The 25,239-nt window shown below is 56.6% G+C and carries 26 protein-coding genes; 14 read left to right on the top strand and 12 right to left on the bottom strand.

The window, feature by feature from the left end; all coding sequences use genetic code 11:
* Window positions 1–11 precede the first annotated feature (11 nt).
* The 9 genes from QMP16_RS03420 to QMP16_RS03380 all read left to right on the top strand — a co-directional run bounded on the left by QMP16_RS03420 (window position 12) and on the right by QMP16_RS03380 (window position 9,681).
* The gene (locus QMP16_RS03420; RefSeq protein ID WP_282151224.1) at window positions 12–1,058 is read left to right on the top strand and encodes an ATP-binding protein; all 1,047 of its coding nucleotides are present in this window, start codon (window positions 12–14) and stop codon (window positions 1,056–1,058) included.
* Window positions 1,059–1,254: 196 nt separating this feature from the next.
* Window positions 1,255–2,295: a substrate-binding domain-containing protein gene (locus tag QMP16_RS03415; RefSeq protein WP_108858624.1), complete on the top strand. Its 1,041-nt coding sequence runs from the start codon at window positions 1,255–1,257 to the stop codon at window positions 2,293–2,295.
* 82 nt (window positions 2,296–2,377) lie between these two features.
* The gene (pstC, locus tag QMP16_RS03410; RefSeq protein WP_282151223.1) at window positions 2,378–3,850 is read left to right on the top strand and encodes a phosphate ABC transporter permease subunit PstC; all 1,473 of its coding nucleotides are present in this window, start codon (window positions 2,378–2,380) and stop codon (window positions 3,848–3,850) included.
* Window positions 3,847–5,208 (top strand): phosphate ABC transporter permease PstA, encoded by a 1,362-nt coding sequence (gene pstA / locus QMP16_RS03405; RefSeq protein WP_282151222.1) that lies wholly within the window; start codon window positions 3,847–3,849, stop codon window positions 5,206–5,208. Before pstC ends, pstA begins: the two co-directional genes overlap by 4 nt.
* A 12-nt stretch (window positions 5,209–5,220) precedes the next feature.
* Window positions 5,221–6,018: a phosphate ABC transporter ATP-binding protein PstB gene (gene pstB / locus QMP16_RS03400; RefSeq protein ID WP_058271912.1), complete on the top strand. Its 798-nt coding sequence runs from the start codon at window positions 5,221–5,223 to the stop codon at window positions 6,016–6,018.
* A 16-nt stretch (window positions 6,019–6,034) separates the two neighbouring features.
* Window positions 6,035–6,736: a phosphate signaling complex protein PhoU gene (gene phoU / locus QMP16_RS03395; protein WP_282151221.1), complete on the top strand. Its 702-nt coding sequence runs from the start codon at window positions 6,035–6,037 to the stop codon at window positions 6,734–6,736.
* Between the two features lie 12 nt (window positions 6,737–6,748).
* On the top strand, window positions 6,749–7,438 hold the full coding sequence (gene phoB, locus QMP16_RS03390) for a phosphate regulon transcriptional regulator PhoB (protein WP_058277939.1): 690 nt from the start codon (window positions 6,749–6,751) through the stop codon (window positions 7,436–7,438).
* Between the two features lie 125 nt (window positions 7,439–7,563).
* Window positions 7,564–8,793 (top strand): acyl-CoA dehydrogenase, encoded by a 1,230-nt coding sequence (locus tag QMP16_RS03385; protein ID WP_282151220.1) that lies wholly within the window; start codon window positions 7,564–7,566, stop codon window positions 8,791–8,793.
* A gap of 120 nt (window positions 8,794–8,913) precedes the next feature.
* Window positions 8,914–9,681 (top strand): SDR family oxidoreductase, encoded by a 768-nt coding sequence (locus QMP16_RS03380; protein WP_282151219.1) that lies wholly within the window; start codon window positions 8,914–8,916, stop codon window positions 9,679–9,681.
* Here the strand turns inward: QMP16_RS03380 and QMP16_RS03375 are convergent.
* Complete coding sequence (locus tag QMP16_RS03375) at window positions 9,678–10,547, bottom strand: acyl-CoA thioesterase (protein WP_282151218.1); 870 nt, start codon at window positions 10,545–10,547, stop codon at window positions 9,678–9,680. The genes QMP16_RS03380 and QMP16_RS03375 overlap by 4 nt on opposite strands.
* A gap of 49 nt (window positions 10,548–10,596) precedes the next feature.
* Entirely contained in the window at window positions 10,597–11,826 is a 1,230-nt protein-coding gene (locus QMP16_RS03370; RefSeq protein ID WP_282151217.1) for a serine hydrolase domain-containing protein, read from the bottom strand.
* 196 nt (window positions 11,827–12,022) lie between these two features.
* On the opposite strand from QMP16_RS03370, the gene QMP16_RS03365 reads away from it, so the two are divergent.
* The gene (locus tag QMP16_RS03365; protein WP_282151216.1) at window positions 12,023–12,631 is read left to right on the top strand and encodes a 2-hydroxychromene-2-carboxylate isomerase; all 609 of its coding nucleotides are present in this window, start codon (window positions 12,023–12,025) and stop codon (window positions 12,629–12,631) included.
* Window positions 12,632–12,639: 8 nt separating this feature from the next.
* On the opposite strand, the gene QMP16_RS03360 is transcribed toward QMP16_RS03365, so the two are convergent.
* Both QMP16_RS03360 and QMP16_RS03355 read right to left on the bottom strand, forming a co-directional pair.
* Entirely contained in the window at window positions 12,640–13,665 is a 1,026-nt protein-coding gene (locus QMP16_RS03360) for a phosphotransferase family protein (RefSeq protein WP_282151215.1), read from the bottom strand.
* A 23-nt stretch (window positions 13,666–13,688) separates the two neighbouring features.
* Window positions 13,689–14,507, bottom strand: a complete 819-nt coding sequence (locus QMP16_RS03355; protein WP_282151214.1) for an SDR family oxidoreductase — start codon at window positions 14,505–14,507, stop codon at window positions 13,689–13,691.
* Window positions 14,508–14,641: 134 nt separating this feature from the next.
* Here QMP16_RS03355 and QMP16_RS03350 point away from each other — a divergent pair, with 134 nt between their 5' ends.
* From QMP16_RS03350 to QMP16_RS03340, 3 genes are all read left to right on the top strand, one after another.
* Entirely contained in the window at window positions 14,642–15,643 is a 1,002-nt protein-coding gene (locus QMP16_RS03350; protein WP_282151213.1) for an NADPH:quinone oxidoreductase family protein, read from the top strand.
* Between the two features lie 126 nt (window positions 15,644–15,769).
* Window positions 15,770–16,219 (top strand): type II 3-dehydroquinate dehydratase, encoded by a 450-nt coding sequence (gene aroQ, locus QMP16_RS03345; RefSeq protein ID WP_282151212.1) that lies wholly within the window; start codon window positions 15,770–15,772, stop codon window positions 16,217–16,219.
* The gene (locus tag QMP16_RS03340; protein ID WP_282151211.1) at window positions 16,216–16,971 is read left to right on the top strand and encodes a LuxR family transcriptional regulator; all 756 of its coding nucleotides are present in this window, start codon (window positions 16,216–16,218) and stop codon (window positions 16,969–16,971) included. Before aroQ ends, QMP16_RS03340 begins: the two co-directional genes overlap by 4 nt.
* 369 nt (window positions 16,972–17,340) lie before the next feature.
* On the opposite strand, the gene tsf is transcribed toward QMP16_RS03340, so the two are convergent.
* The 5 genes from tsf to QMP16_RS03315 all read right to left on the bottom strand — a co-directional run bounded on the left by tsf (window position 17,341) and on the right by QMP16_RS03315 (window position 21,140).
* On the bottom strand, window positions 17,341–18,216 hold the full coding sequence (gene tsf / locus QMP16_RS03335; protein WP_282151210.1) for a translation elongation factor Ts: 876 nt from the start codon (window positions 18,214–18,216) through the stop codon (window positions 17,341–17,343).
* 76 nt (window positions 18,217–18,292) lie between these two features.
* Window positions 18,293–19,096 (bottom strand): 30S ribosomal protein S2, encoded by an 804-nt coding sequence (rpsB, locus tag QMP16_RS03330; protein WP_282151209.1) that lies wholly within the window; start codon window positions 19,094–19,096, stop codon window positions 18,293–18,295.
* A 166-nt stretch (window positions 19,097–19,262) separates the two neighbouring features.
* On the bottom strand, window positions 19,263–20,099 hold the full coding sequence (locus QMP16_RS03325; RefSeq protein WP_282151208.1) for a lysophospholipid acyltransferase family protein: 837 nt from the start codon (window positions 20,097–20,099) through the stop codon (window positions 19,263–19,265).
* A 4-nt stretch (window positions 20,100–20,103) separates the two neighbouring features.
* Complete coding sequence (locus QMP16_RS03320) at window positions 20,104–20,859, bottom strand: GNAT family N-acetyltransferase (protein WP_282151207.1); 756 nt, start codon at window positions 20,857–20,859, stop codon at window positions 20,104–20,106.
* Between the two features lie 98 nt (window positions 20,860–20,957).
* On the bottom strand, window positions 20,958–21,140 hold the full coding sequence (locus QMP16_RS03315) for a DUF3553 domain-containing protein (RefSeq protein ID WP_282118443.1): 183 nt from the start codon (window positions 21,138–21,140) through the stop codon (window positions 20,958–20,960).
* A gap of 44 nt (window positions 21,141–21,184) precedes the next feature.
* On the opposite strand from QMP16_RS03315, the gene QMP16_RS03310 reads away from it, so the two are divergent.
* The gene (locus QMP16_RS03310; protein WP_282151206.1) at window positions 21,185–21,781 is read left to right on the top strand and encodes a histidine phosphotransferase family protein; all 597 of its coding nucleotides are present in this window, start codon (window positions 21,185–21,187) and stop codon (window positions 21,779–21,781) included.
* On the opposite strand, the gene QMP16_RS03305 is transcribed toward QMP16_RS03310, so the two are convergent.
* The 3 genes from QMP16_RS03305 to obgE are packed head-to-tail and all read right to left on the bottom strand — an operon-like array spanning window position 21,778 to window position 25,213.
* Window positions 21,778–23,040, bottom strand: coding sequence for a glutamate-5-semialdehyde dehydrogenase (locus QMP16_RS03305; RefSeq protein ID WP_282151576.1), 1,263 nt, complete (start codon window positions 23,038–23,040; stop codon window positions 21,778–21,780). The two genes, QMP16_RS03310 and QMP16_RS03305, sit on opposite strands and share 4 nt — an antisense overlap.
* Window positions 23,041–23,084: 44 nt before the next feature.
* Window positions 23,085–24,191, bottom strand: coding sequence for a glutamate 5-kinase (proB, locus tag QMP16_RS03300; RefSeq protein WP_282151205.1), 1,107 nt, complete (start codon window positions 24,189–24,191; stop codon window positions 23,085–23,087).
* The gene (gene obgE / locus QMP16_RS03295; protein ID WP_108858609.1) at window positions 24,179–25,213 is read right to left on the bottom strand and encodes a GTPase ObgE; all 1,035 of its coding nucleotides are present in this window, start codon (window positions 25,211–25,213) and stop codon (window positions 24,179–24,181) included. The genes proB and obgE overlap by 13 nt, the downstream gene beginning before the upstream one ends.
* Window positions 25,214–25,239: the final 26 nt, after the last annotated feature.

Here is a 25,239-nt window from a genome sequence, read left to right as displayed (position 1 = left end):
GAGTGACGGAAATGCCAAATGACCTGCTTGCTGAAATTGTGTCGGCCATTCCGATACCCACGCTTGTGGTTGATCAGACCGAGCGCATCATAGCGGCCAACACCGAAGCCAGAACAATGCTGGGTCAGAACATCGAAGGCCGTCATTTCGCGACGATCCTTCGGCAACCACAAGTTATCGACGCGATAGAGCAGAGCTTGCGCAGCAAGGGCTCGTCCAAAACGCGTCATTTGTCCAATGATGGTGCCCAGGACACCACTTTCGAAGTGCAATGCCGTTACATGAACGGTGTGGGCGCGGTTGAGGGTGGTGCCGTGATGGTCGTTTTCCAGGACGTCACGCATCTGGAACAGGCCGGACAAATGAGGCGCGACTTCGTGGCAAATGTCAGCCACGAACTGCGTACGCCTCTGACCGCTCTGATGGGATTCATAGAAACATTGCGCGGTCCAGCGCGAGACGATGCAGCCGCCCGTGAGCGGTTTCTGCAGATCATGACCGACGAAGCCAATCGGATGAACCGGCTGGTCGGCGATCTGCTATCTCTGAACCGGGTCGAGAGCGAAGAGCGGGTTCGCCCCAGGGAGCAGCTTGATCTGACGGGCCTGCTGCAATCTACGCTGACAACGCTGCGTCCCCTGGCCGAGGCTGCAAATGTGGACCTGACACTGGATACGTCTTCGGGACCAATCTCGGTGACGGGAGACAGCGACCAACTGCGCCAAGTGTTTACGAACCTCGTTGAGAACGCCATCAAATATGGTGGTAGCGGCGGTAATGTTGATGTGCGCATTCAAGCATCTGAACGCGACACCGCCATGCGCGGTCCTGCGGTTCGGGTACAGATCGCAGACAAAGGCCCAGGCATTGATGCCGTACATCTGCCGCGCCTGACCGAGCGTTTCTATCGCGCCGACAGTCACAGGTCCCGCGAATTGGGCGGTACGGGGCTGGGCCTGGCGATTGTAAAGCACATCGTCAACCGCCATAGGGGCCGGTTGCGTGTCGAAAGCACTCTGGGCAAAGGTTCTGTATTTACAGTGATTTTGCCACGCTGATCTCGGACTTCCAGCGCGGGTCCATTTCGAACGCGAACGATGTTCCGTTGGGTCAAGTTAAGAAAACGTAAGAAAATCGTTACGTGTCATAAAACCGTTACGTACTTGTCACAAAAGGCTTACCGACGCCTCTTAGGGGTTCGCCCCAAGATCATCATGGGGGTGATCAGAATTTACCTTTCTCAAGGAGACTGTAATGTCCTTTGTTAAACTGTCGGCTTCGGCTCTCACCATCGCTGCTGTATCGGCCACCACGGCCGCCGCTCGTGATCAGGTTCAGGTTGCAGGGTCGTCGACCGTTCTGCCTTATGCCTCGATCGTGGCTGAAGCCTTCGGTGAAAACTTTGACTTCCCGACGCCAGTTGTTGAATCGGGTGGTTCCTCGGCGGGCCTGAAGCGTTTCTGTGAAGGTGTTGGCGAAAACACCATCGACGTTGCAAACGCCTCGCGCGCGATCCGTGAAAAAGAAATCAAAGCCTGTGCCGAAAACGGCGTGACCGACATCATCGAAGTTCAGATCGGTTATGACGGCATCGTTTTCGCATCCGACATCAACGGCAACTCGTTCGAGTTCACGCCGGAAGATTGGTACAAAGCGCTGGCCGCGAAAATCGTTGTAGACGGTGAAGTTGTCGACAACCCGAACAAAACCTGGGCCGACGTGAACCCGGATTTCCCGGCACAACCTATCGCTACCTTTATTCCCGGCACCAAGCACGGCACACGTGAAGTGTTTGAAGACAAGGTGATCCTGGCAGGTTGTGAGCACTTGGGCGATTTCGAAGTGTTCAAGGCAGCCGCCGGCGACGACAAGAAAGCAGCCGAAAAGCAGTGCATCGCCATCCGTACCGACGGCGTTTCTGTCGACATCGACGGCGACTACACTGAAACTCTGGCCCGCATCGACAGCAACAAAGACGGCATCGGCGTCTTTGGTCTGGCGTTCTACGAGAACAACACCGACAAGCTGCAAGTCGCAACCATGTCTGACGTTGTTCCTTCGACCGAGTCGATCGCAACCGGTGAATACCCGGTTTCGCGCCCGCTGTTCTTCTACGTTAAGAAAGCACATATCGGCGTGATCCCCGGCCTGAAAGAATATGCTGAGTTCTTCGTCGCCGACGAGATCGCAGGGCCCGACGGCCCGCTGGCAGAATACGGCCTGGTATCCGACCCTGAGCTGGTCAAGGTACAGGAAGCTGTTGCCAACGAAACCGTTCTGGGCGGTGGTTCCTAATCACACATACGAACGGAACCGGGGCGGTTTTTCGCGCCCCGGTTCTTTTTGACTCCATCTCTGCCATCCCCACGGAGTTCTCATGGCGTTATCCTGGCTGTTGCTTATCCTGCTTGCGCTGGCAGTGATCGGATTTTTTGCGGGTCGGTCCCGCGCTCTGGCAAGTGCGGGTGGTAACGTCCGCGATTTGCATTCTTTACCGTCTTACTACGGATACAACGTTGCGTTGACGGCTCTGGTTCCCGCAGTTGGGGTGCTGATCGTCTGGCTTCTTGCCCAGCCGATGATCGTAAACAGCACGGTATCCAGCCTCATTCCTGATCAGGCAGTGCCCGAAGGGTCGGAGCGTGGGCTGATCATGAGTGAAGTGCGCCGCGTCGCATACGGCCTGGACGGCGCTGTCGCCAGCGGTGCGATGACCGAAACTCAAGCCCGAAACGGCAATGCGGATATTGAAGCGCTGACCAAAACGCTGAAAGACGCAGGCCAGGTTCTGACTCAGGACATCACACAGCCGATTTTGGTCGCAGCACAGAAGTTCCGCAGCATGACGTCCACAGGGACAGTTGCGATGCAGGTCGTGGTTTTGGCCTTGGCACTGCTTGGGGCCGCCTTTGCTTATGTGCGTACGCACAAGGAGTTTAGGGCCCGTAACGTGGTAGAGCAGGGGGTTCTGGCCTTGCTATTGCTGGCCGCGTCAATCGCGATCCTGACAACCATCGGCATTGTTCTTTCGATGCTTTTTGAGACGATGAACTTCTTCCAACTGCATTCGTGGAAGGACTTCTTTTTTGGCAGCACATGGGCACCGAACTTCCGCGGTGGCAGTGAACTGTCGATCCTGCCGCTGTTGTGGGGCACGCTGTACATCTCTGTGATCGCGCTGCTTGTGGCGGTCCCGATTGGCCTGTTTGCCGCGATCTATCTGTCTGAATATGCCTCGGGCGTGACGCGGTCCATCGCCAAGCCGCTGTTGGAAATACTCGCCGGTATTCCGACCATCGTTTACGGTCTGTTTGCTCTGCTGACTGTGGGTCCGGCGTTGGTGTCGATGTTCGGCGATGGCGGCATGCTGGGTGTGGGCTGGATGGCCAGCTCGAACGCGGTTCTGACTGCCGGGTTGGTTATGGGGATTATGCTGATCCCGTTTGTCTCGTCGCTGTCGGACGACATTATCAACGCGGTGCCACAAACCATGCGCGACGGCTCACTGGGTCTGGGTGCGACGCATTCGGAAACCGTGCGCAACGTGATACTACCGGCCGCGCTGCCTGGTATTGTCGGCGCGATCCTTCTGGCCGCAAGCCGCGCCATTGGTGAAACGATGATCGTTGTGATGGCCGCCGGTGCGATTGCAAAATTCTCGGGCAACCCGTTCGAGGCGATGACAACCATCACCACGCGGATTGTCAGCCAGCTGACCGGCGATACTGACTTTGCCAGCCCCGAAACGCTGGTGGCCTTTGCGCTGGGTCTGACCTTGTTCATCATCACACTGGGGCTGAATATCTTCGCCCTCTACATCGTACGCAAATACCGGGAGCAGTACGAATGACCGATATTTCCCAAACGCCTGACGCTGCTCCGACCACGAAGCCCAAAGGTGGCTCGTTGTTCGAAAAGGATGCGCGCACGAAACGGCGCAATGCGGCTGAAAGCCGGTTCAAAATGTACGGCATCGCCGCCATTGGGATCGGCTTGCTGATGCTGATTGTGCTGGTGACCAATATCGTCACTGCCGGAACCGGCGCATTTCAGCAAAGCTTTCTTGAACTGAATGTCGAGCTGAAGGCCGACAAGCTGGACAAGAAGGGCAACCGGAACATCGAGGATATCAAGAAGGTTTCGACCTTTGGCTATGCCCCTCTGATCGCGTCTGCGCTGGAAAGCGAAGTCGAAAAGCTGGGCATCCAAACAGACCTGAAACCCAAGGCAATGGGTAAGATCCTGTCTAAAGCAGCGCAGGCCGAGTTGCGGAACTATGTGATCGCCAACCCAGATGAGATCGGCAATACCGTCAGCTTCCGCTTTTTGGTCAACAGCCGTGTCGATGGATACATGAAAGGCCGCGTGACCCGCGAGTCGATTGCCAACGACAAGAGCATTTCGGTCGAGCAGTTGGATTTCGTTGATCAGCTGCGCGATGCGGGCGTGCTGTATAAGGCGTTTAACCCCGATTTCATTCTCGGTGCAGATGCCTCTGACCAACGGCCCGAAGCGGCTGGGATCGGTGTCTCCATGCTGGGTTCATTGTTCATGATGTTGGTGGTTCTGGCGCTTGCCTTGCCCATCGGTGTGGCGGCTTCGATTTATCTTGAAGAGTTTGCACCGCAAAACCGGTTGACCGATATCATCGAAGTCAACATCTCGAACTTGGCTGCCGTTCCCTCCATCGTCTTCGGCATTCTGGGTCTGGCTGTGTTCATCAACTACATGCACCTCCCAACTTCCGCCCCGCTGGTGGGTGGCCTGGTGCTGACACTGATGACATTACCGACGATCATCATCTCGACCCGCGCGTCGCTGAAAGCTGTACCGCCATCGATCCGAGATGCGGCGCTTGGGGTAGGGGCCTCGAAAATGCAGGCCGTGTTCCATCACGTTCTGCCGTTGGCCGCGCCCGGTATTCTGACCGGCACCATCATTGGTCTGGCACAGGCGTTGGGGGAAACCGCACCGCTGCTGCTGATCGGTATGGTGGGCTTTATCGCCTCAAACCCTCCCGACGGAATTGTTGCGGGTTTCCTGTCGCCCAACTCGGCCATGCCGGCGCAGATCTATGAATGGTCCAAGCGCGCCGACCCGGCCTTTTATGAACGTGCATGGGGGGGCATCATCATCCTGTTGATCTTCCTCGTTACAATGAACACCATTGCGGTACTTCTGCGCCGCCGCTTTGAACGCCGCTGGTAAATGGGGGCTATTATGAATGATATGACACGAGTGGAGAGAACCGTGGACTCCAAAGCCATCAAGATCGCCGCCAACAACGTTCAGGTTTATTACGGCGACACGCACGCCATCAAAGACGTGGATGTCCAGATCGAGGACAAGACCGTGACGGCCTTTATCGGCCCATCGGGCTGCGGCAAGTCCACATTTCTGCGCTGCCTCAACCGGATGAACGACACCATCGACATTTGCCGGGTCGAGGGCGATATCCTGCTGGACGGCGAAGATATCTACGACAAGCGCGTCGACCCGGTGCAGTTGCGTGCCAAGGTCGGAATGGTGTTTCAGAAACCCAACCCGTTCCCCAAGTCGATCTATGACAACGTGGCCTATGGTCCGCGCATCCATGGTCTTGCAAAGAACAAATCAGAACTGGATGATATCGTTGAGAAATCTCTGCGTCGCGCTGCGATCTGGGATGAAGTCAAAGACCGCCTGGACGCCCCCGGAACCGGCCTGTCCGGTGGTCAGCAGCAGCGCCTGTGTATTGCCCGCGCCGTGGCAACGGAACCAGAGGTTTTGCTGATGGATGAGCCTTGCTCGGCGTTGGACCCGATTGCCACAGCCCAGGTCGAGGAACTGATTGACGAACTGCGGTCGCGCTATTCGGTGGTGATCGTGACACACTCAATGCAACAGGCTGCGCGGGTCAGCCAGAAAACGGCGTTCTTCCATTTGGGTAATCTGGTTGAATTCGGCGAGACCGGCCAGATCTTTACCAACCCGGAAGACCCCCGCACGGAAAGCTACATCACCGGCCGTATCGGCTGAGGACAGGTATTTGAACATGACCGAACAACATATTGCATCTGCATTCGACCGCGACCTTGAAGCGGTTCAGGCCCATATCATGAAGATGGGCGGTCTGGTCGAGGCCGCGATCATGAACGCCGCGCGCTCGCTTGAAACCCGGGATATCGAATTGGCCCAAGAGGTGCGTCAGGGCGACAAAGCCATTGATGCGCTTGAGGATCTGATCAACGAAGAAACCGCGCGGGTGATTGCGCTGCGGGCACCCACAGCGAGCGATCTGCGTCTGGTTCTGTCGGTTCTGAAGGTCTCGGCCAACCTGGAACGTATCGGCGACTATTCCAAAAATATTGCCAAACGCACCACGGTTCTTGTCGACGCCGGCGAGATCAACGGCAGTGCCGCCGCCCTGCGCCGTATGGCGCGCGAGGTCGAGCGGATGCTGCGCGACGCGTTGGACGCTTATATTCAACGTGACGCAGAATTGGCCGCTGACGTGATCCAGCGGGATGAAGAAGTAGACCAGATGTATAACGGCCTGTTCCGCGAGTTTCTGACCTTCATGGCTGAAGATCCCCGCAACATCTCGTCGTGCATGCACCTGCATTTCATCGCAAAGAACATCGAACGGATGGGCGATCACGTTACAGCCATCGCTGAACAGGTGGTTTATCTGGTGACTGGGGAACGGCCGTCAGAAGCACGTCCCAAAGCCGATACCACCTCGCAAACCGCCTAGGAGGCAATGATTATGTCCGCTGATCAGCCTACGGTACTGGTTGTTGAAGATGAACTGGCCCAGCGTGAAGTGCTGGCTTACAACCTCGAAGCAGAAGGGTTTCGTGTATCCAAGGCGGCCAATGGTGACGAGGCGTTGCTATTGGTTGATGAAGACAATCCGGACATCATCGTTTTGGACTGGATGATGCCCAACCTCAGTGGGATCGAAGTGTGCCGCCGCCTTAAAACGCGACCGGATACACGATCAATCCCCATCATCATGCTTTCCGCCCGGTCGGAAGAGGTCGACAAGGTGCGCGGGCTGGAAACCGGGGCGGATGACTATGTGGTCAAGCCGTATTCGGTTGTCGAGCTTATGGCGCGCGTGCGCACACAGTTGCGCCGTGTTCGCCCGGCGACGGTCGGTATCAAGCTTGAATTTGCGGATATCATTCTGGATTCCGAGACACATAAGGTCAGCCGCAACAGCAAGCCGCTGAAACTGGGCCCGACCGAGTTTCGTCTGTTGAGCACGTTCATGGAAAAACCGGGTCGTGTCTGGAGCCGCGAACAGCTGCTGGACCGGGTCTGGGGGCGCGATATCTACGTCGATACCAGAACGGTTGACGTTCACATCGGCCGCTTGCGCAAGGCGCTGACGCAGCATGGCGGTGAAGATCCCGTGCGTACGGTTCGCGGCGCAGGGTATGCGCTGGGGTAAAAACACGGGGCAGGGCGCACTGCCCTGTTCTATGCGGTTTACTCATGGTTCGTTGCGAAACTGTAGCTGTTATTTGCGGTTACGGCAGGGTATTTTGCGACAAAGCCGACTAGCGGAGAACCAAAATGAACGCCCCGAACACCAAACCGACTTTGCGCGCCAAAGATGCACCTGACATGGGGGCGTTCTCGTGGGACGATCCATTTCGTCTGGCGGATCAGCTAACAGAAGATGAGCGCATGATCGCCGCGAGTGCGCAGGCATATTGTCAGGAAAAGCTGCAACCACGGGTTCTGGAAGCCTTCCAGAACGAGGAAACGGACCCGGAAATCTTCCGCGAAATGGGTGAAATGGGCCTTTTGGGCACCACGATCCCCGAAGAATACGGCGGTCTTGGTGGCGGTTATGTGTCCTACGGCCTGGTCGCGCGCGAGGTTGAGCGTGTGGATTCTGGCTATCGCTCGATGATGTCGGTACAAAGCTCATTGGTGATGTACCCGATCTATGCCTATGGCAGCGAAGAACAGCGCCGGAAGTACCTTCCAAAACTGGCCAGTGGCGAATGGATCGGTTGCTTTGGCCTGACAGAGCCTGATGCGGGTTCAGACCCGGCCGGCATGAAAACCCGCGCGGAAAAGATCGACAGTGGTTATCGGCTGACCGGCAGTAAGATGTGGATCTCGAATTCACCTATCGCAGACGTCTTTGTAGTGTGGGCCAAGTCCGACGCGCATGACGGCAAGATCCGTGGCTTTGTTTTGGACAAGGGCCTCAAAGGTTTGAGCGCGCCTAAAATTCAGAACAAAATGAGCCTGCGGGCTTCGATCACTGGTGGGATCGTTCTGGACGGCGTCGAAGTGGACGAGGGCGCCTTGCTGCCACATGTTCAGGGTTTGAAAGGACCGTTCGGCTGTCTGAACCGTGCCCGTTATGGGATCAGCTGGGGCGTCATGGGCGCCGCTGAAAGCTGCTGGCACGGTGCGCGTCAGTATGGTCTGGACCGCAAACAGTTCAACAAGCCGCTGGCGCAGACGCAGCTGTTCCAACGCAAACTGGCGGACATGCAAACCGAGATCGCTTTGGGCCTGCAAGCCAGCCTGCGCGTTGGCCGCTTGATGGATCAGGCCGAAGCTGCGCCCGAAATGATTTCGATCGTCAAACGCAACAACTGCGGCAAAGCGTTGGAGATCGCGCGGAATGCCCGCGACATGCACGGCGGCAATGGCATCTCGCTGGAATTCCAGGTTATCCGTCACATGGTCAATTTGGAAACCGTGAACACCTATGAAGGCACACACGACGTTCATGCGTTGATTTTGGGGCGGGCACAGACGGGACTTCAGGCCTTCTACTAGGATATTCCAATTACCGCATAATCGGTATTATGGTGAATTATTAGCATTGGCAGTTTCCGGTTTTCCCAAAATTGCCAATGTCTTACGATGCCTTTCAAATCGTCCAATTCGGAGCCCCTGATGAACTTGAATGGCAAAACTGTCGTGGTCACCGGTGCAGCCAACGGTATCGGAAAAGGTCTGGCAATCCGGTTCGCGCGCGAAGGTGCAACGGTCGTTTGCGCTGACATCGACGACGAAGCCGCGCATACCGTGGCCACGGAAATCAACGGGCACGCGGTCACATGCGATGTTTCTGACGAAGCCAGTATCAAAGCGTTGATCGATCACGTCGAAGATGAGATTGGCCCGATTGACCTGTTCTGTGCAAATGCTGGTATCCTGACCCTTGGTGGCCTGGACGTTCCGGACGAAGACTGGGACCGGATCTGGAAGATCAACGTCATGTCGCATGTCTGGACCGCGCGTCATCTGGTTCCGCGCATGATTGCGCGCGGCGGCGGCTACATAATGACAACGGCCTCGGCTGCAGGACTTTTGAACCAGCCCGGCGCTGCACCATATGGCGTTTCCAAACACGCCGCCGTGGCTTTTGCTGAGTGGCTGTCGCTGACATACAGCCATAAAGGCCTGCGCGTTTCCGTTCTATGTCCGCAAGCGGTTCGGTCCGAAATGACACGCGGCTTTGAGGATTCGGTAGCGTCAATCGATGGTATGCTAGAGCCCGAAGACGTGGCCCAAGCCTGTGTCCAAGCCATTGAAGCCGAACAGTTTCTGGTGCTGCCGCATGCGCAGGTGTTGGATTACATTCAGCACAAGTCCAGCGATTACGACAGCTGGCTTAGGGGCATGAACAAGTTAAATCAACAATTTACGGACGATGATTAAAGTTTCTTCTGCGCTTTGCGCATCAGTCCTTCCTGCGTGACCGAAGCAACCAAAGTGCCGTCTTGTGCATAGATCGACCCTCGGTTGAAGTTGCGCCCTCGCCCACTCCACGGCGATTCCATCGAATACAGATGCCAGTTTTCGAAATGGATCGGCGCGTGGAACCACATAGCGTGATCAAGACTGGCCGCGTTGACTTCACCCGTAAACCAGCTGAGGCCGTGCGGTCGCATACCTGATCCCATCAGATACATGTCAGACGCGTAAGTCAGCAGCAACTGCTGAGTGGCAGCATCAGCGCCCGCGGCACCGGGCATACGGAACCAGACTTGATTTCTGTCATCCGTCTTTTCGGGTGTAAACGGATCAAGATGGCTGGCCTCACGGACCTCGATAGGTCGCTCGCGTGTCAACTCTCCGCGCAGGTGTTTGGGCACCAGATCCACGTACTTCGCGCGTAGTTCTGTGCGTGATGGATAACTTTCGGGGGCTTCCATCTGGGGCATCTCGTGGTGATGATCCCAGCCTTCATCCTGAATGTGAAACGAAGCCGACACGTTCAGGATTTGTTTGCCATGCTGGATCGCGACCACACGCCGTGTTGTGAATGAACCTCCATCTCGCGCTCTATCGACCTGATAAATAACAGGAATAGTTGGATCGCCGGGACGAATGAAATAGGCGTGCAACGAATGGCACAACCGATCATCCACAGTTCGGTACGCCGCCGCCAGAGCCTGAGACACGACCTGCCCGCCGAAAATTCGTGTCGGTGTTTCGCCGCCTGAACCTGTGCCCCGGAACAAGTCCACTTCGAGCCTTTCGAGGTTCAAAAGGTCAAGAAGGACACGTTCTGCTTCGGTCATTGGCGACTCTCCGATTGGCTATGAAAAAGGCGTATCAGCGCCACGCGGGTCATTCAACTAACGCGCCCATTACTAGCGCCTTAAGCTGGGATCGGGACGGGTAAGAGCTGGACGGGGACAATTGGGTGAAGAATACGGCCGACAGATCGTTGCTGCGGTCAATCCAGAAGAATGTCGAAGCCATACCGCCCCAACTGAAATCCCCCAATGATCCAGGTGTTCGGGTTCTGCCGGGGTTGATGATGACTGACCCGGCCAGACCAAATCCCATGCCTTCCATCGGTTGCTCGGCAAAGCTCTGCGGGCCCATCGAGGCGATATCGCCCGGCAAGTGGTTTTGAAGCATGAAGTCGACTGTCTTTGGACCCAGCAAGCGGTGGCCGTTGCCCTGCCCCCGGTTTTGCATCATCTCGGTGAATTTAACGTAGTCGTCGATCGTACTGACCAGACCGCCACCACCCGAAAAGGTCGTCGCCTTTTCAAATGGGGATGCGCCTGCCTCGTCCGTCAATCGCAGAGTGTCATCGCCGGTCTCGGCCGAATTCAGCGCCATCGCGTCCCCAGCCAGCGGCGTATAGAGAGACGCGAACCGATCCCCTGCCCCTTTGGGCACAGAAAATCCGGTCTCGGCCAGCCCAAGCGGCTCAAAGATCTCTTGCTCGAAGAACTGATCCAAGGATTTGCCGGACACAACCTCGACCACGCGGCCCAACACATCAGTGGAAACTGAATATTCCCAACGGGTTCCGGGCTGGAATGCCAATGGCAGTTGTGCCAGTGCGCTGATCCTGTCCTTCAAAGGCCCTTGATTTGGGCTAAAAATTAGCTTCCGTGCATCCATTGCTGCCGGGAGAACACCGGGATTGAACGGATAACTGAATCCGCTTGTATGGGTCAGAAGCTGATGCAGTGTCGGGGATGGAGCATCTTCGGTTTGATCCAGCCTCTCCGCCCCGGGCACAAGAGCCAGCACGGAAGCAAATTCAGGCAGGAATTCAGAGAGTGGCGCGTCGAGTTGGAACAACCCACGCTCGGCCAGCATCATCACCGCGACCGAGGTGACGGGTTTCGTCATCGAATAGATCCGCGCAATCGTATCGCGCTGAAACGGTAGGCCCTTTTCAACATTTCTAAGGCCACAGGCGTGAAAGAACGCCTCGGACCCATGGTGGGTCAATAGTAATGAACTGCCCGCGTATTTGCGCTCATCGACATAGCGCTGCATCCAGTCCCGTATGCGGTTCAGGCGGGTAGGATCAAGGGTGGTCTGGCTGCGCATGGGTTTCTAGAACCTCCTCGGCGGTTTGGTTGATCTTGACCGGTGACGCACTGAATTAATAGAGGAATTCCTGATTTCCCACATCGTGACCAACGGCCAGTGCGCGCCAGCCTTCCCGCCTGTACACTAGACGCGTTATAGATTCGTCTGGTGGTTCAGAGTTCATTTCACAGATCGTCGTATCGGAGTTTAGACAATGACGCAGACCATAGATTTCATTTTTGATTTTTGCAGCCCAAACGCATTTCTGGCCCATAAGGTCTTGCCCAAACTGGCGGAACGAAATGGCATGCAGGTAAGCTATGTGCCCGTGTTACTTCCGACGATATTCAAGGCGACGCATAATCAGAACCCTTTCGAGGCATTTTCTGAAAATCGCCAGAAATCAGCCTATCTAACACATGATCTTCATCGTTTTGCCCGCAGACGCGGATTGAGCTTTCATATGAGCCCACATTTCCCGGTGAACACCAAATTTGCCATGCGCGGTGCTGTGTTCGCCTCCGGTAAATCCTGGGAATCTAAATATATAAACGCAATATTTGATGCGATCTGGGTACATGGTCAAAAAGTCGATGAACTGGGTGTGCTGATGGATATCATGCAGGAAAACAAACTTCCCGCGCGCAAGATCCGCGAGGCCATGACGGGTGCTGAGGTAAAGCAGCGGCTCAAAGAGCAATCCAAGGCTGCCGTAAAACGAGGCGTATTCGGAGTGCCCACAATGTTTGTGGGCACCGAGATGTTTTTTGGCAAGAACAGCTTGGGCAATCTGAAACTAGAACTTTCCAAAGCGCCGGACTGACACCCGAACTACGAATCCAGCGCGGCAAGCCCGTGTTTTGCGAACACCGGAACATAGGCCCCGAACACCTGCGCGCGTTTGGGGTCAGACGCGTTGCCGTCCAATGCACGCTTGTACACACCCTGAAGAATTCCGGCCATTCGGAAGAAATTGAACGCCAGGTAGAACCCGAAATTTTTGATTCCAGGTAAGCCGCGACGCTGGCAATATCGCCCGACAAACTCTTGATCTGACGGTATTCCCAGGGCTTGACGGTCGACACCTGCCAATCCGCGCCCCTCGTTTCCAGGGGGCAGTTGCCACTGCATGATGACCGCTGCCAGATCCGCGAATGGGTGCCCGATCGTCGACAGCTCCCAATCCAGAACGCCAATGCAGAGCGAACCGTTCTGTTCGAACATCAGATTGTCGATGCGGTAATCACCATGCACCAAAGTTCGCTGCCCGTCATCGTCTGGAATGGCCCCCTCAAGCGCGGAAATTAGTGCATCCATTTCGGGGATAGTCGTTGTCTCGGATGCTCGATATTGTTTGGTCCATCGGGCAATTTGGCGCTCAAAGTAGTTGCCCGGCGGGCCATAGTCGGACAGGCCTACTGCGTCCACATCGACGTCATGCAAATCCGCCAGCACGCGGTTCATTTCGTCGAATACACCACTGCGAGTTGCGTTGTCGGCCTCATCCACCCTCGGCTCAAGGAATACACGTCCCTGCAAGCGTTCCATGACATAAAACGCCGAACCGATGACGTCGTCATCCTCGCAAAGCAGCATCATCCGAGGGACCGGAACCGCGCTATCGGCCAGTGCGCTTTGAACGCGAAACTCGCGTTCCACAGCATGGGCTGATTTCAGCAAAACGCCTGGCGGTTTACGGCGTAGCACGTAAGTCTTGGACGGTGTGCGCAGTTCGAAAGTCGGGTTGGATTGTCCAATGGCGAACTTCGTCGCTTCCAGCGGCCCCATGTAACCGTCCAAATTTGCGCTGAGATAGGTGTTTAGCGCCGTCAGGTCGAGTTGTGATTTATCAAGCATTTCCAATAACTATTCCCCCGGCCCTATAGTGCTTCGGCGAAGAGATTGCCGGCGGTCACCACGTTTAGGCCTCCAGAAACCGGGATGACGGCTCCGGTCACATAGCTGCCGCCACGCCCGCACAGGAACAACATGCACCCGGCGATATCCTCGTCGCGACCTACACGGCCCAGCGGTACCGTCTTGCCAACCTTTTCGCGCGTCCCCTCGTCTGCCGTCGCAAAGGCTGTCATCCGTGATACAAATGGTCCCGGGGCAAGCGCGTTTACAGTGACGTGATAGGGCGACAATTCCTTGGCCAGAATCTTGGTCAAGTGCAGCACCGCAGCTTTGGATGCGGAATAGCTGTAGGCACCGTCGCCCATCGGTACTTCACCCATTACCGATCCAACGTTGACCACGCGCGCCGGATCATCAGGTGTTCCGGACTTCATCAGCATCGGCAACAGGCGCTGCGTCAGTTCGAACAGACCAGCGACGTTGACGGAATTGACCTTTTCCCACGCGTGATGGGGAAACTGTCCCAGCGGCGAACCCCAAGAGATACCCGCATTATTCATCAGGATATCAAGCCTATCCGTGCGATTGTTGACCTCATCGACCATTGCCAGAACGCCGTCTTCCGTTCCGACATCTCCGCTGAAACCTTCGGCGCTGCCGGGCGCGTCCAGAGCATTCAGCTCGGCCGCGACGGCTTCACAGGCTTCCCCCTTGCGCGACGCGATCAGCACGCGTGCCCCTGCCCTTACAAGCGATTCCGCAGCCATCCGGCCAATCCCGGTGGCACCACCTGTCACCAGTGCGGTTTTTCCCTGCAGCGAAAATAGGGTTTCAGGCGTCATGGTCTGCTCCTCGGTTTTGAATTGTGGCACAGGTGGCGATTTTCGGCGAGATTTGCACCCTGCGGAATTCTTGACAACATTCACCGCTGCGCCAAAGGTCCTCTCAACCGAATAACAAGGACAAGACAGTCAATATGCAAGCGTTACTCAGCGTCGCGCCGGGCGGACCGGATACTTTGGAACTTACGACCCTGCCCGACCCGGTGCCAGGAAAGGGAGAGTTGCTGGTTGGGGTCAAGGCTGCTGGCGTCAATTTCCCCGATACGTTGATGATCCAGGACCTGTATCAGATTAAACCACCCAGACCATTTGCCCCGGGTGGGGAAATCGCAGGTGAGGTATTGGGCGTTGGCGAAGGCGTGAACGGGTTCGAGGTTGGGGACAGGGTTCTGGCGCTGACCGGATATGGCGGTTTTGCCACGCAATTGACGGTCAAGGCGGCTACAGCCGTGAAATTCCCCACATCGATGCCATTCGATGACGCGGCATGTTTCATTTTCACCTACGGCACGTCCTACCACGCGCTGAAAGACCGTGCCGCATTGCAGCCTGGTGAAACGCTTTTGGTGCTGGGTGCCGCAGGCGGTGTCGGTAGCGCGGCCATTGAGCTGGGCAAGGCGATGGGGGCGCGTGTCATAGCGGCCGTATCCTCGCAGGAAAAGGCGGAATTTTGCCGTCAAATCGGGGCGGACGACACAATCGTATATTCCCGCCAGATGGACCGCGATGCCCAAAAGGCATTCTCTGGCAAAATCAAGGCTAGAGCGGGCGCAAATGGCGTGGATGTCGTTTATGATGCCGTTGGCGGAGATTATGCCGAACCAGCGCTGCGCAGCATGGCGTGGAATGGCCGGTTCCTTGTTGTCGGGTTTCCGGCCGGTATTCCCAAAATCCCACTCAATCTTCCCTTGTTGAAGGGCTGCCAGGTTGTTGGTGTGTTCTGGGGGGCATCGGTTTATCGTGATCCCAAAGGAAATGCCGAAAATGTCAGGGAATTGTTCGACTTATACGCCAAATCTCTGATAAAACCGCAAATCAGCGAACGGTTTCCATTAGCGGGTGCAAGCGCGGCACTGACTTTACTGAACGACCGCACCGTTCTTGGTAAAGTTGTGATAACGATGCCCGAAACCTGACTGGTATTCGACGCTCAGTTCAAGATTTGATGGTGTCCGATGCGCGACACTCGCCTGATGAGTGCGCAGGTTAGTGGACATCCATGCCAAATCACGTTTATCAACCAGTAATGGGACGGAGAATGAATGCATAAAGTTCTGATTTTGAACGGTCCGAACCTGAACTTGCTGGGCACACGACAACCCGAGGTTTATGGCCGTACAACACTGAAAATGGTCGAAGAAACCTGTGTAAGCCACGGCGCGTCGGTTGGGTTGGACATATCACACCTGCAATCCAATCACGAAGGTGTGCTGATCGACGCGATCCACGCGGCCAAGGGCACACAGGATGGGATCATTCTGAACGCCGGGGCGTATACCCACACCTCGGTTGCCTTGATGGACGCGATATCTTCGGTCGAGCTGCCAGTTGTTGAGGTTCACCTGTCGAACATACACGCTCGCGAACCCTTCCGGCACAAATCCTATGTGGCGCCGGTTGCACTGGGACAGATCTGCGGCTTTGGGCTTCAGAGCTATGTGATGGCGTTGGATGCGCTGTCGGCGCATTTGCAAAATGAGGGGTCCGTATGAAGCTGGGTGAGTATCTGAATTTCCTCAGCTACGTCAAAACTCTGGAGGAGCTTTGGGACGCTCATTGCCGCCAGATGGCAAATTTTGGGTTCGACCGTCTGCTGTACGGCTATACACGTTACAGGACTGAGACGTCTTTGGGTGACCCTGAAGACTTCACCATCCTTACAAACCACGGCAAAGAGTACATTGATGGTTTCGTGCGCGACGGGCTGTACTTTCATGCGCCAATGCTGAAATGGGCGCTGCACAATGAAGGCGCGGCCAGTTGGAGAATGATTCAGGATATGAATTCCGACGGCACGATGACCGCCCAGGAACGCCAGGTTTACGAGTTCAACCGGTCAAAAGGCGTTGTGGCGGGATACACTGTCAGTTTCACCTCGGTGTCGATGCGGTCCAAGGGGGCGATCTCTCTTTCGGCTGGTGGGGCCGTTGGTCAGGATGAGGTCGACGCAATCTGGGCGGAACATGGCGATGACATCTTGTTGATGAACAATGTCGCGCATCTGAAGATTCTCACCCTGCCCTACAACACCCCCAATCGCGCTCTGACGAAGCGTCAGCGCGAGGCGCTTGAATGGGTTGGCGATGGGAAGACGACGCAGGACATAGCGCTTTTGATGGGGCTGACATCGGCGACCGTTGAGAAGCACCTGAGGCTTGCCCGTGAGTCTCTGTCAGTCGAAACAACAGCGCAAGCCGTGCTCAAAGCATCCCTTCAAAATCAGATGTTCATCATGGAAGCATGATGTGTTCTTTTTGACGCTAAATTGCGTCAATTTACGTAGGGTAAGGAAAACATGACTTCCCAAATCTGAGCCCCAGTTGCAAAGTGATATTGTTCCGTGAGTGGTGGCTTTAGCCTGGGAACGTTTTGATCGGATCTTTGCAATACCAAAGCTCTCCGGTCGCTCTGACATAAAGGCGTCTATTTGTCCGCGTCTCTTAGTCGGAATTTTGGGGGGCCTCGACCATCCCCATCTGCGGGGCCCCTCAATCCTTCCGATAGTAGTGTATGATCTGTTCCTACGCCGAAAGGCGCAAAAAAACCGACTACTGGGAAAGTAGCCGGTTTAATTCTGTTTAGGTTGAGGCCCCTTTCAGGGCCTCTGCCCGATTTAGCCCTGTACGGCTTTGGCAACTTCGGCTGCGAAGTCTTCTTTTTCGACCACGATGCCTTCGCCAACTTCCAGACGGACGAAACCAGTGATGGTTGCGCCTGCTTCTTTGGCAGCGGCTTCGACGGTCAGGTCAGGGTTCACAACGAACGACTGGTTCAGCAAAGTTGATTCCGCGACGAATTTCTTCATACGGCCAACGATCATCTTTTCGATCACCTGCTCCGGCTTGCCAGATTCGCGGGCGATGTCCATCTGAACCTGCTTTTCTTTTTCGACAACAGCCGGGTCCATGTCCGCTTCGGACAGAGCCGCCGGGTTCACAGCTGCGATGTGCATCGCAATCTGCTTGCCGATCACTTCGTCACCACCGGACAGAGCAACCAGAACACCGATTTTGCCCATACCATTGGTGGCCGCGTTGTGGACGTAGGACACAACAGTGTCGCCCGACAGTTTCGCCATGCGGCGAACCGACATGTTCTCACCAATGGTGGCGATCTTGTCGGTCAGGGTGTCAGCAACGTTCTTGCCGCCCAGATCAGCGGCCAACAGAGCTTCGACATTGTCGACGCCTTCTGCTGCGTAAGCAATTTTGCCAACCATTTCCTGGAATTCGGCGTTCTTTGCGACGAAGTCGGTTTCCGAATTCACTTCGACAGCAACACCGTTGCCACCGTTGACGTGAACTGCAACCAGACCTTCTGCTGCGGTACGGCCGGATTTCTTGGCCGCTTTGGCCAAACCTTTGGTGCGCAGCCAATCAACGGCTTCGTCCATGTTGCCGTCGGTTTCGGTCAGCGCTTTTTTTGCGTCCATCATGCCTGCGCCGGTCGAGTCGCGCAGTTCTTTAACCATTGCTGCTGTGATTGCCATCTTTTGGCTCTCCTCAATTCAAACGGAATTGGGGCAGGTCTACCCTGCCCCATATGTCATTTACGTGACGGGCAGCTTACGCTTCGGCTTTGGCTTCCGGCGTGGCTTCTTCCGCAACGGGTGCTTCTTCCGCAACGACTTCTTCAACCGGTGCTTTTTCGAATGCGCCCAGGTCAACGCCTGCAGCACCCATCTGAGCGGTCATACCGTCCAGAGCGGCACGAGCAACCAGATCGCAATATAGAGAGATCGCGCGCGCTGCGTCGTCGTTGCCGGGGATGATGTAATCCACGCCATCGGGCGAGCAGTTGGTATCGACAATTGCCACAACCGGGATACCCAGCTTGTTGGCTTCGGCGATGGCCAGGGCTTCTTTTTTGACGTCGATGACGAACAGCAGATCGGGAACGCCGCCCATTTCGCGGATACCGCCCAGCGATGCCTGCAGTTTGCCTTGGTCACGTTCCATGCCCAGACGCTCTTTCTTGGTCAGGCCTTCGGCGCCCGATTCCATGGCTTCGTCAATCTGGTTCAGACGATTGATCGACTGAGAAACGGTTTTCCAGTTGGTCAGCGTGCCGCCTAGCCAGCGGTGGTTCATGTAGTACTGAGCCGACTTTTCAGCGGCTTCTGCGATCGGCTGAGCTGCCTGACGCTTGGTACCAACGAACAGAACGCGGCCACCTTTTGCAACGGTGTCACGAACGGCCTGCAGAGCCTGGTCCAACATTGGAACGGTCTGGGTCAGGTCCATGATGTGGATGCCATTGCGCGAGCCGTAGATAAACGGGCCCATGCGGGGATTCCAACGCTGTGTCTGGTGACCAAAGTGAACGCCAGCTTCCAGCAGCTGACGCATGGTGAACTCGGGAAGAGCCATGCTATTTTCCTTTTCCGGTTTACGCCTGGGCGGGGGTGAAAGAAGCGGATGCTCCAACCGGCGGGCCAGATAAGGATGTCTCCCTCAAATAGCCCAAACCCCGCCTGCGGGTTTTAATGGCGCGCGTATACGGTAGGATTTCGCCCTGTGCAAGTGCCAAATGGCCTTATTTTTCAAGCCGCGCAATTGCATGCGCGTGGCGCACTGCCTCTTCGCAATGTGCCGCCAACGCCTTGCGGTCGGCAAAATCGCTGACTTTGGCTGGAACGTGGTAAATCAATTCTACCGTCCCCTGCCGACGCGCGCCCAAGGTCTTGAGAAGATGCGGGGCAAAATCCATATCGCCCCACCAGCCATAGAACCTGTCAGGCTGCCCTTTGGGTGCGTGAAAGACTACGGATACAGGCTGAACATGCATGAAGTCCCGCAATTCATCTGAGAAGAACGCGGCGAAAAGGGTTGTTTTAAAAGGTAAAACACGAAGACCATCGGTCGAGGTACCCTCGGGAAAAAACAACAACTTATGTCCGACTTTCAAGCGCTCTTCAAAGATCAGTGTCTGTTCGCGGGCTTTCTTCCGGTCACGTTCGATAAACACCGTGCCCGTGGCGCGGGCCAGCCAGCCGATACCCGGCCATTTGGCCACCTCGGCCTTGGACACGAAGTACACCCGCTTACGGGCGTTCAGCGCAAAGATGTCGAGCCATGATGTGTGGTTCGCGACCACAGCGCCGCGTTCGCGCATCAATTCGCCGGAGGTGCGAAAGCCGATGCCAAGAAGCCGGAGCGCATTGCGACAGACAAACTGCGCGATGAACGGGGTGATCGGACGCCGTAACTCAAACAGCGGGCGCTCGATCAGGCGAACGGTCAACAAAACGAGCAGCCCGCCAAAAACCAGCAGTGCCAAGGGAAGGCCGCGCAAGATCACCAATGCCCAGCCAAATACGCCCAATTCAATCGGGTCTGGTGCGTCGTCACTGTCCCAAAGCGGATCGTTCACTGGATCAGGCTCCGCCGTAGATACGCCGCTGGCGCTCGTTCATGCGCGCCGTGTCGAGAATCAGGCAAACATCTGTTGTGTTGAACGCGTGATCGATAAACGCCCCCTCGCCCACAAAGCCACCCAGCCGCAGGTACGCCTTGATCAGCGCGGGAACCTGTACCATCGCCCCACGGCGATCCAGCGCATCCGGCGCGACAAGGTCCATGCTTTGAAACACATCGGGTTGCGCCCTGACCCGCAGGCCCGGCGGGGCCAGATGATTGTGGTGCAACATCGACAAAGGCTGGGCCAGCTCCTGTACATTGATGCCGTGGAAGCTGGCGACCCCGAACAGCACCTCAATATCGCGCTCGGCCACATAGCCCGCCAGACCGTTCCATAAGTGGTACATCGCCGTTCCGCCCCGATAGTCCGGGTGAAGGCAGGAACGTCCAAGCTCTAACAGTTTGCGGCCGCTCTGTTTCAGTACCGTCAGATCGTATTCATCCTCGGAATAGAACTGTCCCAATTCGACGGCTCGTTCACCCGGTAACAGCCTGTAAACGCCCACAACTTCGCCAGTGGCGTCATCATAGGCCAGCATGTGATCAAAAAAAGGATCGAACTGATCCTGCTCTAACCCTGCCTCGTGGTCCACCATCTTGCCGCCGCCGCCCAATTCGCGGACGAATACGTCATATCGCAGCCTTTGGGCTGCGCGCAGTTCGGCCTCGGATTCGGCAAGTTTGACGGTGAAAGAAGGGCCTGCATCCGGCATCAGTTATTCCGCTTTTGTTTGCGCGCTGATACCGCAGTTTTCGGTCAAATGGCAACCGGCGCGGCGGTGGCCCATCGTTAACCATTCTTAAACCAGTTTCACGGATCAAAGACGGGCGTCAGGGCGATGCGGGTTCCGTCAATCACCACTTTTCCCTGATCGCGGAAATTCACGGTGACTTTGCCGCCAATGTTGGACTGCACTTGTCCGACGCCCCAATCGGGGAAATCGGGGTGGCGGACATACATGCCCGGTGCAAGTATGGCATTGAGGTCTGTCATGATCGGGCTCCGGTCCGGCGGCAGATACAACAGGAGAGGTACGCATGGGCGACACCAACGTCAATCTGGCCGAACTGATTGGGTCGCGAATTTGTCACGATCTGATCAGCCCCATTGGCGCAATAAACAACGGGCTGGAACTGCTTGAGATGGTCGGAACCATGCAGGGCCCCGAGATGGAGCTGATCTCGGGCAGCGTCGGAAGCGCCGGAGCAAAGATCAGGTTCTTCCGCGTCGCTTTTGGGTCGGCCAGCGATCAACCGTTGGGTCGGGCTGAGGTCACAGAGCTGTTGAAAGACGTCGAAAGCGTTGGTCGTGTGCGTGTCAACTGGCACGTGACCGATGCCATGCCCCGCAATCAGGTCAAGCTCGCCTTTCTGGCCCTGATGTGTTGCGAAAGCGCCATGCCGATGGGGGGCGATGTCACCGTGGCAAATAACGGCGGCAGTTGGACGGTGACCGGTGTGGCGGACAAGCTGAATATAGAGGCTGATCTTTGGAAGAACCTACCCAAAGGCCAATTTGCGAATAAGGTGACGCCAGCACAGGTGCAGTTTGCACTGCTGCCCCAGACCACTGCCTCGATGGGTCGGCGGGTTGTGGCGGAAACCACCTCAACCCGCGTCGCTATCCGGTTTTAAGACCGGACGGTCCCGTTTCCGCGGACAAGATATTTGAAGCTCGTCAGCTGAGCGGCCCCGACCGGGCCGCGCGCATGCATTTTGCCGGTTGCGATTCCGATCTCGGCCCCCATTCCGAACTCGCCACCATCGGCAAACTGGGTTGAAGCATTGTGCATCAGAATCGCACTGTCGAGCCGTTCAAAGAACCGGGCAGCGGCATCGGCATCCTCGGTCATGATGCAATCGGTGTGGTTCGAACCGTACTGACGGATATGCGCGATCGCTGCATCGATATCAGCCACCGGCTTGGCCGCGATGATGCTGTCGAGGAATTCCTTGCCCCAGTCGTCGCCCGCGGCCGCAATGGTGCCGTCCAGGGCCAACGCGCCTTCGGCATGGATTTCGACGCCCGCCGCAAGCAAAGCAGAAATGATATCCTGGCCGAGTGTTTCAGCCACATCCTGATGGATCAGCAAGCACTCGGCAGCACCACAAATCCCAGTGCGCCGGGTTTTAGCGTTCAGCACCACGTCCAGCGTTTTCTGGGGGTCTGCAGCCTTGTCGATATAGATGTGCACGATACCTTCCAAGTGCGCAAAGACGGGCACGCGTGCTTCGCGCTGAACCAACCCCACCAGACCTTTTCCGCCGCGCGGAACGATGACGTCCACACAATCGGTCATGGTCAGCAACTCTTTCACTGCGGCCCGGTCCCGCGTGGGCACGAGTTGAATGGCGTCTTCTGGCAGGTTTGCAGCCTTTAGCCCTTGGACCAGACAAGCGTGAATGGCGGTCGAGGAATGGAAACTTTCCGAGCCGCCGCGCAGGATCACTGCATTGCCCGACTTCAGGCACAGTGCGCCTGCATCCGCCGTCACATTCGGACGGCTTTCGTAAATCACTCCGATAACGCCCAGAGGCGTGCGAACACGCTGGATGTTAAGACCCGAGGCCATGTCCCATTCGGTCAGAACCTCGCCCACGGGGTCTGCCTGATCCGCGACCGTGCGCAGCCCGTCAACCATGCCCTGAATCCGCGCTTCGTCCAGCATCAGCCGGTCCATCATCGCCGGGCTCAAGCCCTTTTCACGCCCAAACTCTAGGTCTTTCTTGTTGGCCTCAATGATATCCGCGCGGTTGGCCCAAACAGCGTCAGCCGCGGCAATCAGGGCGGCATGTTTACGCTCGGCGCTTGCATAGGCCAGATCGGCCGAGGCTGCTTTGGCGCGTTTACCAAGATCGGCCATAAGGGCGGGAATGTTGTCGAAATCCTTCATCTCAGGTGCCTTTCGGTCGGTCATTTGGTTCTATCATCGCGCCTCTACAGCGCCAAATCATCTCGATGGATCAGGACGGCCCGGCCTGGATAGCCCAGTGTGGCTTCGATCTCCGAGGACTTCCGACCCTTGATCGCATCCGCCTCTTGCGCGGTATACCGGCTGAGGCCCTGCGCCAAACGCCTCGACTGGTGGTCCATGATCGCAACCGGATCACCGCGGCCGAAATCGCCCGTTACTTCAACGATACCAGCAGGCAGCAGGCTTTTGCCGTTACCTAACGCTTTGGCCGCGCCTGCGTCCACTACGATTTCACCGCGCGGTTTCATGGCCGAAATCCAGCGCTTGCGCGCGGCATGCGGATCCAACGTCGCTGTAAACCAAGTGCAATTGGCGCCATCTTCAAGCGATTTCAGCGGGTTCAAAGTCGAACCTTCGGTGATCGCCATATCACAACCGGCAGCAGTTGCCATCTTAGCGGCCAGTAGCTTGGTCTTCATTCCGCCTTTGGATAGACCGGAACCGGCATCGCCTGCCATTTCCTCGATCTCGGGCGTGATGGTCTCAATAACATCGAAACGCTTGGCGTTTCCGTCTTCACTCGGGTTCCCGGTGTAGAAACCGTCGACATCCGACAACAGGATCAATTGATCGGCCCCAACCGTCACGGCGATCTGCGCCGCCAACCGGTCATTGTCGCCGTAGCGGATCTCATCCGTAGCAACGGTATCGTTTTCATTAACGATCGGAACCACGCCCAGACTCAGCAAAGTTTCCAGCGTCGCGCGCGAATTCAGATACCGCCGCCGGTCCTCGCTGTCTTCCAGCGTCACCAAAACCTGCGCCGTTGTGATTTTGTGCGGCGTCAAAGCCTCTTCATAAGCCCGCGCCAGCCGAATTTGGCCAACAGCAGCGGCGGCCTGAGATTGTTCCAACGGCAAATCCGCCACGGGCAGGCCCAAAACACCGCGCCCCAACGCAATCGAGCCGGATGAGACCAAAATGACGTCAGTTCCCTGCCCTTTGAGCCAGGCTACGTCTTGGGCCAGCGAGAGCAACCAATCCGACCTCAGCAACCCGGTATCACGGTCCACCAGCAAGGCAGAGCCGATTTTGACCACCAATCGGCGTGCTGCGGTCAGGGTTGCCAAGACTTGGTCTCCTCAACGGGTTTTTGCCGCAGGCGGTTTTCGTCGATCTGCGCACGCAAAGCGCGCAACACTTCGGTCACGCCCAGATGAGCGACGCCCGACATGGTCATCACAGGGCCTCCAACAGCCTCTTCCAGCTCAGCCCTTTGCAGCGCCTGTTCCTCTTCGTCCAGCGCATCGACCTTGTTCAGAACTGTGATCCTGGGCTTTTCAGCCAGTTCACCGCCGTAAGCTTCGAGTTCATGAATGATGGTGCGGTAATCCTCGGCGACAGTCTCCGAGGTGCCGTCGACCAGATGCAGCAGAACAGCGCAACGTTCCACGTGGCCAAGGAACCGGTCACCGATCCCGCGCCCCTCATGGGCACCTTCGATCAGGCCGGGAATATCCGCGACGACAAATTCCACATTGTCGACACCGACAACACCAAGATTAGGATGCAGGGTCGTGAACGGATAGTCAGCAATCTTGGGGCGCGCGTTCGATGTGGCCGCCAGAAAGGTCGATTTACCTGCATTGGGCATGCCCAACAGGCCCACATCCGCGATCAGCTTCAGCCGCAGCCAGATCGTGCGGTCGATCCCAGCCTGCCCCGGGTTGGCCCGGCGCGGAGCCTGATTGGTTGCAGATTTGAAATGCAGGTTACCAAAGCCGCCATTGCCGCCCTTGGCCAGCAGAACACGCTGCCCGACCTCTGTCAGGTCGCAGATGACGGTCTCTTCGTCCTCGTCCAGAATCTCAGTTCCGACAGGCACACGCAGGATGATTTCGTCACCATCCTTGCCTGTACGCTGCTGACCACGACCGGGCTGGCCGTTTTTGGCAAAGAAATGCTGCTGATAGCGGAAGTCGATCAGGGTGTTCAGCCCATCCACAACCTCGGCCCAGACAGACCCGCCCTTACCGCCGTCACCGCCATCGGGACCGCCGTATTCAATGTATTTTTCACGCCGAAAGCTGACGCACCCGCCACCGCCGGCCCCGGACCGGATGTAGACCTTTGCAAGATCGAGAAATTTCATAACTGTCCCCTACTGCAAGGGCCCCA

The organism is Ruegeria atlantica, from assembly GCF_947495585.1.
Classification (GTDB): Bacteria; Pseudomonadota; Alphaproteobacteria; order Rhodobacterales; family Rhodobacteraceae; genus Ruegeria; species Ruegeria atlantica_G.
Note: the sequence above shows the minus strand (reverse complement) of the source record. Positions and strands in the feature narration are given on the sequence as shown.